Source organism: Erwinia piriflorinigrans CFBP 5888, assembly GCF_001050515.1.
Classification (GTDB): Bacteria; Pseudomonadota; Gammaproteobacteria; order Enterobacterales; family Enterobacteriaceae; genus Erwinia; species Erwinia piriflorinigrans.
On the sequence record NZ_CAHS01000011.1, the window covers coordinates 96102 to 109378 of the forward strand.

At 49.4% G+C, this 13277-nt stretch carries 11 protein-coding genes and 1 pseudogene; 10 read left to right on the forward strand and 2 right to left on the reverse strand.

Annotation, left to right across the window (positions count from 1 at the left end):
• Positions 1-338 precede the first annotated feature (338 nt).
• From surE to rpoS, 4 genes and pseudogenes are all read left to right on the forward strand, one after another.
• A pseudogene (gene surE / locus EPIR_RS04020) lies at positions 339-1101 on the forward strand (5'/3'-nucleotidase SurE).
• Positions 1095-1721, forward strand: a complete 627-nt coding sequence (locus EPIR_RS04025) for a protein-L-isoaspartate(D-aspartate) O-methyltransferase (RefSeq protein ID WP_023654027.1) — start codon at positions 1095-1097, stop codon at positions 1719-1721. Before surE ends, EPIR_RS04025 begins: the two are co-directional and overlap by 7 nt.
• A 150-nt stretch (positions 1722-1871) precedes the next feature.
• Positions 1872-2975: a murein hydrolase activator NlpD gene (gene nlpD / locus EPIR_RS04030; RefSeq protein WP_023654028.1), complete on the forward strand. Its 1104-nt coding sequence runs from the start codon at positions 1872-1874 to the stop codon at positions 2973-2975.
• 51 nt (positions 2976-3026) lie between these two features.
• The gene (rpoS, locus tag EPIR_RS04035; protein ID WP_012442399.1) at positions 3027-4019 is read left to right on the forward strand and encodes an RNA polymerase sigma factor RpoS; all 993 of its coding nucleotides are present in this window, start codon (positions 3027-3029) and stop codon (positions 4017-4019) included.
• A gap of 142 nt (positions 4020-4161) precedes the next feature.
• Here the strand turns inward: rpoS and mutS are convergent, their stop codons facing one another.
• Together mutS and EPIR_RS04045 are read right to left on the reverse strand one after the other, a co-directional pair.
• Complete coding sequence (gene mutS, locus EPIR_RS04040; protein WP_023654030.1) at positions 4162-6723, reverse strand: DNA mismatch repair protein MutS; 2562 nt, start codon at positions 6721-6723, stop codon at positions 4162-4164.
• Positions 6724-7467: 744 nt separating this feature from the next.
• The gene (locus EPIR_RS04045) at positions 7468-7869 is read right to left on the reverse strand and encodes a VOC family protein (protein WP_048696896.1); all 402 of its coding nucleotides are present in this window, start codon (positions 7867-7869) and stop codon (positions 7468-7470) included.
• A 588-nt stretch (positions 7870-8457) separates the two neighbouring features.
• Here EPIR_RS04045 and EPIR_RS04050 point away from each other — a divergent pair.
• From EPIR_RS04050 to EPIR_RS04075, 6 genes are read left to right on the forward strand one after another with little or no spacing between them, the layout of a single operon-like run.
• The gene (locus EPIR_RS04050; protein ID WP_023654033.1) at positions 8458-9213 is read left to right on the forward strand and encodes a hypothetical protein; all 756 of its coding nucleotides are present in this window, start codon (positions 8458-8460) and stop codon (positions 9211-9213) included.
• 9 nt (positions 9214-9222) lie between these two features.
• Positions 9223-10050, forward strand: coding sequence for a hypothetical protein (locus EPIR_RS04055; protein ID WP_023654034.1), 828 nt, complete (start codon positions 9223-9225; stop codon positions 10048-10050).
• A 22-nt stretch (positions 10051-10072) separates the two neighbouring features.
• Positions 10073-11188 (forward strand): hypothetical protein, encoded by a 1116-nt coding sequence (locus EPIR_RS04060; RefSeq protein ID WP_023654035.1) that lies wholly within the window; start codon positions 10073-10075, stop codon positions 11186-11188.
• A complete protein-coding gene (locus tag EPIR_RS04065; RefSeq protein WP_023654036.1) occupies positions 11181-11864 on the forward strand; it encodes a hypothetical protein in 684 nt (227 codons plus the stop codon). Before EPIR_RS04060 ends, EPIR_RS04065 begins: the two co-directional genes overlap by 8 nt.
• A complete protein-coding gene (locus EPIR_RS04070; RefSeq protein WP_048696902.1) occupies positions 11824-12375 on the forward strand; it encodes a histidine phosphatase family protein in 552 nt (183 codons plus the stop codon). The genes EPIR_RS04065 and EPIR_RS04070 overlap by 41 nt, the downstream gene beginning before the upstream one ends.
• Positions 12369-13094: a hypothetical protein gene (locus EPIR_RS04075; RefSeq protein WP_023654037.1), complete on the forward strand. Its 726-nt coding sequence runs from the start codon at positions 12369-12371 to the stop codon at positions 13092-13094. The genes EPIR_RS04070 and EPIR_RS04075 overlap by 7 nt, the downstream gene beginning before the upstream one ends.
• The last annotated feature ends 183 nt before the right edge of the window (positions 13095-13277 follow it).

Sequence of the window (13277 nt, forward strand, 5' to 3'; positions counted from 1 at the left end):
TGCCGCTTTCACATTCAACATTCAGTTCCTGTCTGTTTAGCTGCCGAATTGTGCTGATGTCATGGTATGTGCATCGCGTCTGCGGAAAGCCCCTTTGTATTTGGTGCCCCTGGAGGCAGTCAAACTTACTGGCGGATGAGCAGCCAGTTCCAGGCATCTTGCGATTAAGCAGATATTTACACCTACCACTCATCTGAGCATCCAGCTAAAATATGCCAACCAGACCACGCGGCTGAGCGCATAAAAGCGTTCTGTACAGGGCAAACAGGGATGTATCATGGCAGGACATCCCTGTGGCTTTGACGGTGGTTTACTTAATTCAACAAGTCAGGTATCAGATGCGCATATTGCTGAGTAATGACGACGGTATCCATGCGCCAGGCATTCAGACGCTGGCAAAATCACTGCGTGAATTCGCCGAGGTACAGGTCGTTGCCCCCGATCGCAACCGAAGCGGAGCCTCAAACTCGCTGACGCTGGAAACGCCTCTGCGTACCTTCAATTACCCCAACGGCGACATCGCGGTGCAGATGGGCACTCCCACTGACTGTGTCTATCTCGGCGTCAATGCGCTGATGCGCCCGGTGCCGGATATTGTGGTCTCCGGGATTAACGCCGGCCCTAATCTTGGCGACGATGTGATCTACTCCGGGACCGTTGCGGCAGCGATGGAAGGTCGGCATCTCGGCCTGCCGGCGCTGGCGGTCTCACTCAACGGGCATCAGCATTATGACACTGCGGCGGCGGTGACCTGCTCAATCCTGAAGGCGCTATTGCGAGAGCCGCTGCGGACCGGTCGTATCCTCAATATTAACGTGCCGGATCTGCCGCTGGATCGGATTAAGGGCATCCGCGTGACGGCGTTGCGGCAGCCGTCACCCCAGCGATCGCGCAATCGCACAGCAGGATCCACGCGGCAATACGCTGTACTGGATCGGCCCTCCGGGTGAAAAACTGGATGCCGGCCCCGGTACTGACTTTGCCGCCGTTGATGAAGGCTACGTTTCAGTGACGGCGCTGCATGTTGACCTGACTGCTCATGCCGCGCAGCAGGTTGTCTCCTCATGGCTGGCGAGCGCAGAGGTCACCAGAGAATGGTGAGCGGGAGGATAGAGATCTTGCTAGCGCAGTTGCGCCTACAGGCTATTGATGACGAGCGTTTGTTAAAGGCTATTGGTGATGTCCCACGCGAGCGCTTCATTGATGAAGCCTTTGAGCATAAAGCCTGGGAAAATACCGCGCTGCCGATCGGTAGTGGGCAAACGATTTCCCAGCCTTACATGGTGGCTAAAATGACGTCGCTATTGGCACTAACGCCAGCATCGCGCGTGTTGGAAATTGGTACCGGCTCCGGCTATCAGACGGCTATCCTGGCGCACCTGGCCGCGCACGTCTATTCGGTAGAACGCATCAAGGGGTTGCAGTGGCAGGCCAAACGCCGCCTGAAACAGCTCGATTTGCACAATGTCTCTACCCGACATGGTGATGGCTGGCTTGGCTGGCCTGCACGAGGGCCATTTGACGCTATTATAGTTACGGCCGCACCGCCGAGTATCCCTGACGCGCTGATGTCGCAGCTTAATGATGGCGGGGTGATGGTATTGCCGGTCGGGGAAGAGCAGCAGGTATTACAACGTATTCGCCGTAAAGCAGATGAATTTATTGTAGATACGATTGAGCCAGTACGTTTTGTTCCGCTGGTTAAAGGCGACCTTGCCTGACATCAGCGGTCAGGATTATTTGTACACAACTGTTTCGTGGCACGCGTTCATTGATATTGTTAGTATCTCGCTATGTTGCGCAGCCGTGCCGCTGCGGTTTAGTTAATCATTATTTATTAAAGTATTGCCGAAATGGGGGAGTAAATGAGCATGGGAAGCCCGGTCTTTAAGCTGCGTCGTATGGCGGCTGTTTCACTGGTAGGATTTTGGCTGGCAGGTTGTTCCAGCAGTAACGATAACCAGGCCCCTATCAGCTCGGTGGGTGGAAGTGAGTCAGGCATGATGAGCGGTAATCCAGCCACTGTCGGCAATGCCGGGGCCGGGGAGAGTAACAATGGCAATATCATTCGCCCGGCGCGACCACCTGCGTTGAAAAGTGCAACCAATCCCCCCGTATCCAGCCAGCCACAGAATGTGGAAACTGAAAATGGCCGTATAGTTTATAACCGTAGTTATGGGAATATTCCGAAAGGTAGCTACGGTGGAGACACCTATACTGTCAAACGCGGCGATACTTTATTCTATATTGCCTGGATTACCGGAAACGATTTCCGCGATCTGGCACAGCGTAATAATGTCGCTGCGCCTTACGGCCTCAACGTCGGCCAGCAGTTACAGGTCGCCAACGGCACCGGTACTCCTATCACCGGCGGTAATGCGGTGACGGCTGCTGACGCAACGGCCAGCGGTGTCACTCCCCCTTCTTCGGGTATTCAGCCTAAAACGCCAACTGTTGCACACCAACCGGTAATTACGTATTCTGAAGATTCAGATACAACAAGTGGAGGCAAAATGCTGCCTTCATCCGGTAAAACTGTTGCAACGACGACAGTTCCGGTTGCCGTTCCGACCGTTAGTAGCACAACGGACAGCGCTACCCCAGTGGGAAGCTGGCGTTGGCCCACCGACGGTAAGATCATTGATAACTTCTCTGCTTCCGAAGGTGGCAATAAAGGTATCGATATCGCAGGATCGCATGGGCAATCCGTTGTTTCCACCGCTTCAGGGCGCGTGGTTTACGCCGGCAATGCGCTACGCGGTTACGGTAATTTGATTATCATCAAACATAATGATGACTATCTGAGTGCTTATGCTCATAACGACACGATGCTGGTCCGTGAACAACAAGAAGTGAAAGCGGGTCAGAAGATCGCTACGATGGGCAGTACTGGCACGAGCTCTGTTAGATTACACTTTGAAATTCGTTACAAGGGGAAATCCGTAAACCCGTTGCGCTATTTGCCGCAACGATAATCCGGCAGAACCTTAGCTGTTCTGCCCTGGGATCACGGGTAGGGGCCGCTTATGAGCCAGAATACGCTGAAAGTTAACGAGTTAAATGAAGACGCGGAATTCGACGAAAACGGAGCTGAGGTTTTTGATGAGAAGGCTCTTGTCGGAAATGAACCCGGTGATAACGATTTAGCTGAAGAAGATCTGTTATCTCAGGGTGCAACGCAGCGCGTACTGGATGCAACACAGCTTTACTTAGGAGAGATTGGTTACTCTCCACTGCTGACGGCGGAGGAAGAAGTCTTCTTTGCCCGTCGTGCGCTACGTGGCGATGTGCCTTCACGTCGCCGCATGATTGAAAGTAACTTACGCCTTGTGGTTAAGATCGCCCGTCGTTACAGCAATCGTGGTCTGGCCCTGCTGGACCTGATTGAGGAAGGTAACCTCGGCCTGATCCGTGCGGTAGAGAAGTTTGATCCGGAAAGAGGGTTCCGTTTCTCTACCTACGCCACCTGGTGGATACGTCAGACGATCGAACGGGCAATTATGAATCAAACCCGTACTATTCGTTTGCCGATCCACATCGTAAAAGAGCTGAATGTATATCTGCGTACCGCACGTGAACTTTCGCACAAGCTTGATCATGAGCCTAGCGCGGAAGAGATTGCCGAAAAGCTGGATAAACCCGTTGATGACGTGAGCCGGATGCTGCGCCTCAACGAACGCATTACCTCAGTTGATACGCCACTGGGCGGGGATTCAGAGAAAGCGCTGCTGGATATCCTGGCCGACGAAAAAGACAACGGCCCGGAAGATACCACCCAAGACGATGATATGAAGCAAAGCATCGTTAAATGGCTGTTCGAACTGAACGCCAAGCAGCGCGAAGTACTGGCACGTCGTTTCGGCCTGTTAGGCTATGAAGCGGCCACGCTGGAAGATGTAGGGCGTGAAATCGGTCTGACCCGCGAACGTGTGCGTCAGATCCAGGTCGAAGGCCTGCGTCGTCTGCGAGAAATTCTGCAGGGACAGGGGTTGAGTATTGAAGCGCTGTTTCGTGAATAACGGCGTGGAAAAATAACGGTCCACATCATTTAGTAATGCGTAAGGCGGTGACCACGGTCACCGCTTTTTTTTTATGGATTTTTTCAGGATCATCAGAGGGTGAGATGTCACTCTCACCCATTGTCAGAGCGATCCGCGCGAGTCAAACCAGCGACTTGAGACGATAGATCCACTCCAGCGCCTGGCGAGGAGACAGAGAATCAGGATCTAACGCTTCAAGAGCCTCGACTGCTGGCGATGTCTCCTCAACCAGCAGCGGCAGCTGGGAGCCATCGGCCCTGGTGCTGGCTGCACTCCCGGAGAGGGCTTCTAACTCTTTCAGTTTCTGACGGGCCCGTTTGATAACGTCTTTGGGTACTCCGGCCAGCGCAGCGACGGCCAGGCCGTAACTCTTACTGGCGGCACCTTCCTGCACGCTGTGCATAAAGGCGATGGTATCGCCATGCTCGACAGCATCCAGATGCACGTTAGCCACGCCTTCGATTTGCTCCGGCAGGGTGGTGAGTTCGAAATAATGAGTGGCAAACAGCGTCATGGCTTTGATGCGGTTGGCAAGGCTTTCGGCGCAGGCCCAGGCCAGCGACAGACCATCATAGGTTGAGGTACCACGGCCTATTTCGTCCATCAGCACCAGGCTGTACTCAGTGGCATTATGCAGAATATTGGCGGTTTCGGTCATTTCTACCATAAAGGTTGAACGGCCAGAGGCGAGATCGTCCGCCGCACCTACGCGGGTGAAAATCCGATCGATTGGGCCGATAACCGCCTGCTCAGCGGGAACGAAGCTGCCAATATAAGCCATCAGGGTAATCAGAGCGGCCTGACGCATATAGGTACTTTTACCGCCCATATTAGGACCGGTGACCACCAGCATACGGCGTTGCGGCGACAAAGTAAGAGGATTTGCGATAAACGGATCTTTTAACACCTGCTCAACCACAGGATGACGGCCACCGCTGAGTTTTATACCGGGTTTATCGCTCAGCGTCGGACAGCTGTAGTTAAGCGTCCAGGCACGTTCAGCAAGATTAGTTAAAACGTCCAACTCTGCCAGGGCTGCGGCACTGTCCTGTAATGCTGCCAAATGAGGTAGCAACATATCAAACAGCTGTTCATATAGCGCCTTTTCCAAAGAAAGTGCTTTGCCTTTAGAAGTCAGTACCTTGTCTTCATACTCTTTCAGCTCGGGAATAATGTAGCGCTCTGCGTTTTTCAGCGTCTGACGGCGTACGTAGTGGATGGGTACCAGGTGGCTCTGACCCCGGCTGACCTGAATGTAGTAGCCGTGAACACCATTAAAGCCAACTTTTAGCGTATCCAGCCCCAGCTTTTCCCGTTCGCGGATCTCCAGGCGGTCAAGATAGTCAGTGGCCCCATCGGCCAGCGCCCGCCATTCATCCAGCTCCTGGTTATAGCCGGGGGCGATCACCCCTCCGTCACGAACCAGCACCGGCGGCGTTTCTATAATGGCGCGCTCCAGCAGCTCGCGTAGCTCGGTAAATTCCCCCATCTGACTACGCAAAGTCTGTAGGTGCGCGTTATCACTGTCGGCCAGCTCTTCATTCAGCAGCGGCAGCTGCTGGAAGGCATGGCGCATGCGTGCCAGATCGCGAGGCCGTGCAGTGCGCAGCGCAAGACGAGCCAGGATACGCTCGAGATCGCCGACCTGGCGCAGCAGCGGGGGCAGGTTGTCATTCAAATCCTGTAGCGCCCGGATACTTTGCTGGCGCAGGGTGATGACCTGCGTATTACGCAACGGCATATGCAGCCAGCGCTTGAGCATACGGCTGCCCATCGGCGTCACGGTTTTATCCAGCACTGACGCCAGGGTATTGTCACTGCCTCCGGCGAGATTCTGTGTAATTTCAAGATTACGGCGGGTTGCGGCATCCATAATAATACCGTCCTGCTGGCGTTCCATAGTCAGCGAACGGATATGTGGTAACGAGGTGCGCTGCGTATCTTTAACGTACTGTAGCAGACAGCCAGCGGCACGCAGGGCATGATGCGCTTGCTCCACGCCGAAACCACTAAGATCGCGCGTGCCAAATTGCATATTCAGCTGCTGGCGAGCGGTATCCAGTTCATATTCCCACAGCGCTCGGCGGCGCAGACCACGGCGGTTCTCAATCAGCATCATGGCGGCAAATTCTTCCGGGTAGAGCAGCTCGGCCGGATTGGTGCGTTGCAGTTCGGCAGCCATTGTTTCTTGATCGGTGGGTTCAGCCAGGCGGAAGCGTCCAGAGCTGATATCCAGCGTGGCATAGCCAAAGCCGCGCGGGCTCTGCCAGATTGCCGCCAGCAAATTATCCTGGCGTTCATTCAATAATGCTTCATCACTGATCGTGCCGGGAGTGACGATGCGTACGACTTTGCGCTCGACCGGGCCTTTGCTCAACGCCGGGTCACCAATCTGTTCGCAGATAGCCACCGACTCACCCAGCTGTACCAGTTTTGCCAGGTAGTTCTCCACCGCATGATAGGGTACGCCCGCCATGGGAATAGGCTCTCCTGCTGAGGAGCCGCGTTTGGTTAAGGAGATTTCCAGCAGCTGCGAGGCGCGTTTGGCATCGTCATAAAACAGCTCGTAGAAGTCCCCCATGCGGTAAAACAGCAGTATCTCCGGATGCTCCGATTTGAGGCGCAGGTACTGCTGCATCATTGGGGTATGCGAATTTAGGCTCTTATTGTCAATGACAGACATGATTTTTCTATTCCATTGAATTTAAAGTGAATTGTGATTTTATTTTTATCATTAAGTATCACGTTGTCTTATACAGAATCACCCAACTCTGTTTGTAAGAGCAGGGAATGATGGCGGTTATGGTGTGATTGCGGTGCTTCTTATATCCAGACCTTTTCCGGGCACTATACTATCCCAGTGACCAATAAGCTGTCACAGGTAAAAGTTGGAAGCTTCCCGCAAAACTTGCTTGCAACGGCATATATGAAGTTGCAAGAAATCAAACTGAGCGGAAATGAAGGGCGCTGTGGGGTGTCGGGGCTAAAGATGTGAGGCGCCGATATTGGGAGGAAATCAAAAAAACGAAGATTTCAAGTTTAGGACTTCACTGATTTTGGGCCAGTGTCAAGGCGAGTCTGGCGTAAAAAAACGGTAGAAATGATTCAGGGGGGATATTAGCTGTCACTTACGTCAGCTAAAAAAGGGAGCAATGAATGCAGACAGGAAAAAAACCGGGATCTTCGATCAAAAAGTGGACGCACCAAAAAGCGTAGATGGGATGGTGAGTGATAATGGTGAAAATGCAACATGCAGGGAATATGATCGTTCTCAATAGTCGTGGGCTGGATACCCGGTAAATGACAGGGTCAATTCAGCCTGTTTGCACTACAATAATGTCAGGATTACTGGCAAAGAATAAATGCCCGGAAACGGGGACAGAGCCCTCTTCGCGGCGAATATCTGGCGCGAAGAGGAAAGGATGAGTCAGCTGGTTCCGTTCTGGAAAAGGTCCCACCGGTTACCGTAGAGATCCTCAAACACCACGACGATTCCGTACTCTTCCTCACGCGGTTCTTCACAGAAATGCACGCCTTTTTCCTTCATGGCCGTATAATCGCGCCAGAAGTCGTCCGTCTGCAGGAACAGGAAAACGCGGCCTCCGGCCTGATCGCCGATGAATCCGGTCTGACGCTCATTAGAAGCCAGGGCAAGCAGCAGATTACAGTCACTGCCGGGCGCAGGGGTAACTACAACCCAGCGCTTGCAGGGCTGGGGCGTATCTTCCACGAGGGTAAATCCGAGTTTGTCAGTGTAATAACTGATAGCTCTGTCATAATCATCCACTACCACCGCCACGTAACCGAGACATCTTTTCTGTGCACGCATCGCTTTCTCCTTATTAAGCCCTCCAATGGTATATAGCAAAAACGTTTATCACCATATATATAAATCCTTAAAAAAATAGATAGACAGATAAATGTTATTTTTAGATTTATGTCACAGTATTAATCCGTAAAAAGTAATCGCCTGTAAAAAGCTATCGTTCGAGTCATAATCCCACGTAAAGCACTGCCAATATAAAAAATGCCAGCATAAAAACTAGCAGGCTAATAGCCACTCAACACAATAAAGATTAATATCATAAATCACGTCATCTTGGTAAAAAAAAGAAAAATATTGATTTTTAATAAAAAAGTAAACCACCACCCAAACCTCTCTCATAAATTTAACTTATATTTATCATTTTTATATGTTATATATCAATGCATTAAAAAAATTAGTTACAATATGTTTATATTTGAAATACATTGAAACATCCATTGCGTTGATTTACATTGCGCGGGGGTTATATAAAAAAGAAGACGCACGGAACGCAAGTGAAGTTTAATTTAACATGCCATATCCTGCCGAGTATCAAGAGGTAGTCAGCGCAAGTACCTGATAAAATGTTATTTCGTATTTTAAGGATAATTTATGCAAGAAACATTACGGTCATGTCCTGCAACACAGGAAGTTAAAAAGCGCTTTGTCACACTTAATAACTACCTGAATGATGAAAAAAATTTTTTTGATGAGTCATCCCGGTTCCTTGAATTTATACGAGACGAAAAGCTACTACCTGCCATCATTTTTGAAGTTCTGAATGACAATGAGTACCTTAATGAAGTTTCCTCAAATTCTTACAAGCATGTTAATCACTTCTCTAAAATCGTCCTGATTAATGATGAAAATCAGGATAACTGCAGGCTTACGCTGCATATATGGAAACCGCCATTTACCGAAAGCGAAATAAGTCAGGAACTCATTCATGACCATCGGTTCAGTTTTTCATCCTATGTCCTCTGCGGTGAACAGGTCCATGAAATTGTTCAGGAGTCCAAAGATAAATCGATCACAAAGGTCAGGTTTCAGAAATATAAATACCTCCCTTCTAATACAGGAAATATTCATGACTGTTTTTTTGAAGAAGACGTATATCTCGATGAGATTGCAGAAAAAAAAGTAAGCCGCGGTCAGGTATATACCATGCACAATGAAGAAATTCACCGCATTGTGTTTCCTGAAGGTGATGAACCTATCATTTCATTTCTTGTAAGAGGGCCGAGGAAAAGAAACTACACCCACACGTATAACACTTTTTACCCCCGGGAAGGAATGGTATCAAACGTTCCGATGTATACCCCAAATGAATTGCGTGAATTGTTAGTATATACTCTGGATAAAATTTAAGGAGAAATAATGAGTCTTATTGTTGATATCGAAGGTTCAATTCATGAAAAGCACGGCGAATATAATATCTTTCGTCAACTCGCAGTAAAAGTATTTGCAGATCATATTGATGATGCACAGTACTATAAATGGCTTGATGAAGTTCCCCATGAACTGAAAAGCCGGTTTCCTTCGGTTGAATTCAAAGAGCGCGACTGGGTAAGGGCCTCTCCTCCTCTGAATACAGCCATATATTATGATACTCCCGAATACGACATTCTCCCCACTGGCGCATTGCTTAGAACCTCCTGCAGCAAACTTACCCATGCCTTCTGTGCCTTCAAGATGCCTGAAGATGCGACCGGTAACCGGCTGGACAGGCGTCATGTATTTGAGGGAGAGGAAAAAGCGACGATTCAGAATGACCCCAGCGGTAACGCTGCAGTGAGCATCGTTAAAAAACTTATCACCCGCAGCGATGCTGATCAGCCCGGCACCTTCCTCAAGCTTGCAACAGGGATTTCGCCAGATAACCTGAGCCCTGCGCTGGTACTGAAGGGACACCGCACCACATTTTATGTGCTCATAGACGGCCATGACGTCCTCAGGTGTTCCATCGACCGTTCTTCCGTTTTTGATTTCCGCTCGGGCAAGGATGCTGACGATCTTGCTAACTGGAAAAGTTTCCGTGAGGTCGAGCTATCGCTTTATCCGCGGATTTTGGACGAAATCAAAGGCGACCCCCGGGTTGTTGAAGTGATAGAAGCCCTTCGCGACTCCCTGATTAAACGCTTTGATACGCACGTTATTTATGACATCAAATACCAGCGTGGCAAGAAGCTGTTAGGGAAATACTGAAAATTTATTTGTGGGGTATCACGTGCTTCCAGCAATATTTATTACAGCCATTTTGGCAGTCATGAATGGGGCAAAATATCAGTCCCTGAGTAATTATTTACACCTGACGTATGGTTATCACACGCGTGAAGTTGCTTTTATTTTTTCCCTGTCTAATCTATGTGGACTTGCTTTTGGCCTGATGATGCTTTCATTTCCATCGGTCAGGGAGAAACTGTTTAGGCTGCATGTGATAGTTTTAATATTCCAGGTGACGGCTTTTGTAATAAGCTATTTTTATCGCGATATTTACGTGGCAATGCTGTTACAGCGCGTACTCGAAGGATTCGTCTTTGCCTATATAATGAATTTCTATCCGGTTGCATTAACCCGCTATGCCCGTCAGGATAAAACTGAACTTGTCATGTGTATGTGGGGGCTGGTGTACGCATTGGGGTTTGCTTTTTCAAACGGAATCGCCGCGTGTGATATTCCGGATTCGTTCGCATTTAATATGCCATCGCTGATGCTCTTCGCATGCCTGCTTATCGTTAACAGGAAAATAATGCAATCCGTGAAAGTTAATAATTCTGCCGCCGGGAATGCCAGGAAACCACAGATTGTAATTCTGGGTAAAATTGGGCTTATCGCCATTCCATTCTTTCTTTTTACCTTTGTGTATAACAACTTTCTTTTTTCTTATTCTCTTGCAAACCCTAAAAGTAATCCTCTTTACTGGATGATGATGGTTAATGGTGCGGGCATAATCCTTTCAAATATTTTGGTTTCATCCGGCAGAATAAACGCCACATTTTATTTTGCCTTACTTATCGTCGTGCTCTGGCTACAAACCATCTTCTCTTCTACAAGTGGGCTGACTGCCGCTGCAGGGATAATCCTCGTACTGGGCCTAATTGAAGGGGTTGTATTTGGTTTCTTTATCCGTCATTTCGCATCCGAAGAGTTTGATCTTGTTAAAGCTGGTTACTTGGTTTCAGGAAGCCTGGGCGCAACACTCGGGCCACTCCTGCCGCTGCACTTCGGTACTGCTTCGTTGCCGGTTACTGCGCTGTTCCTGGCATCAGTCATCTGCCTGCTGGTTCTGAACGGAAGCCGTAACAGGACCTCACGGCTGAGCAAGGGAGAAAAACATGTCTGACCGTGCACTGATGTTCTTAAAACCTGAGTTCACGCCTGAAGATCGCGCACGGTATTTTCCGGTTATCCGGCACTATCTTGATGCATACGGCCTGTCCATCGAGGCCGATTGTGAGGTGCTCGCGCACGATGAAAAGGAGGCCCTCTTTGATCGTGTTTACTCCAAGCTCCTGAAAAATGCACGCCAGCCACTGTCAGGAAAGGTTATCGGTGGATATGCCTACCTGAAAACAGCCTCCGGTGCAGACGAAGAGCAACTGTTTCATGAATGGATCTCCCCGCAGAATCCTGCGTTGCGGACCGGTGAAGATAATTACTACCTGCAGAAGGATGACCTCCGTGTAGTTAATCCCTTTTGCCCCTATCAGAGACGCCTTTTTATCGAAAGCCAAGGCTCTGCGCACCTCTTTATCATTAGCAGAAATGGTGCTCGGCCGTGGGCGGAGATTAAACCCCTGTTTCAGGGGGCGCCGACGCAGACTGGTGGCCAGGGCAGTGGGATCCGTTCACACCTCAGTCAGTGCCGCTGGTATACCCCAACCACAAATGGCCTGCACCTGTCAGCATCAGATCATGATGCCCTCTGGGAAACCAATGAAGTAATGGAATTTTTCATGGAGAGAAGGCGAAATAAACATGAAGAAAGAACTCATTCTTATCCGGCACGGACATTCTGAATGGCAGGCCGGCACAACCCGCGACAGAAACAGCCACCTGACCGGGAAGGGTTTTACGGAAGCGGGAAAACTCTACAACACGCTTGCAGCCTATACCGACGTAGCAGATTTTCATTTAATAAGCAGCCCGCTCCACAGGGCAGTTGAAACCAGCAGACTGGCTTTACCTCCTTGCCTGTTCAGCTCCGTTTCTTTTGACAGAAACTTCAGGGAGGCTTCCTTCCATGTCCGTGGTTGTCTGAACCTGCCGGAAGACTTTTATCCGGTAGCAAACGGAAAAGTGTGCAGTGAATATCTGGATTTCAAGGCCGGAATTAAGTCAGCGCTCAGTACTATTCTCGCCGCTCACAACCGCGTAATGATATTCACCCATGGTGGTGTAATTAAAACCATTCTGCGCCTCCACTGCGGCTCAGATTCATTTTGCACTCAGATAGATAACTGTTCAGTCACACATTTCGTAAAAAAAGAAGACGTGTGGCTTCTTAAGAGGGTAAATCAACGATGCTGAGTCATGAAACGCTTTATCTTAACGCAGTCGTCATCCTCTGCGCGCTGTGTCAGTCCGTTGTGGGAGTAGGACTTATCATGATAGGCCTCCCGACGCTTATCCTGAGCGGATACCCATTTGATCATGCGCTTTCGATCTGTCTGCCCGGCTCGCTTATCATCAACGTATTCCAGGTCTTTGTTGAACGTAGCAACTACCGGCGAGCAGATCTTGTGTCTTATACAAGCATTTCTGTCATTTACACTGCTTTTCTTTTTTATCTGAACTTGGTCATCGGCCTCAGCTTTAGCAAACTGACCGCAGGAATAATACTGATTCTTACCGGGATGGTGGGTTTTATGCCGGCACTCAGAGAACGCTTTCTGAGAACGCTCAATATTAAACCCGGTGTTACCAATATAGCTATCGGCGTGATCCATTCCGTATCCAGCCTTGGAGGCTCACTGCTGTCACTGACGGGAACTGCCAGATATGCCGAAAGTTCAGAGGCCAGGCGATTTATTTCCGGTGGATATCTGTCACTGGGAGCCATCCAGCTTGCCTTTTATTCCACTCACGGCGTGAGCATTACGCCCGTCATCTATTCACTAATCGCAGTCCCCGCTTATTTTATTTCTCGCATACTGGTTACGCCTTACGTTAACCATCAAAAGTTAAAAACGTTCATTTTCATCCTGATTCTTATTTACGGTGTATTGTTAATTAAACAGTCAATGTGAGGCAAGTATGGACCTTAAGAGTACTGATGGAAAAATCATTACAGGAGCGCGTGAAAGGAAAGGGAAAAAGGAAGTGCGGCGTACATTGGAAATGATGTAGTTGTTAAACCTGGCGTGCGCATTGCCGTGAAAATCGGTCAAGTATTCAACGCATTGATGTCTAAGTAAAATGCTCATTTTGTC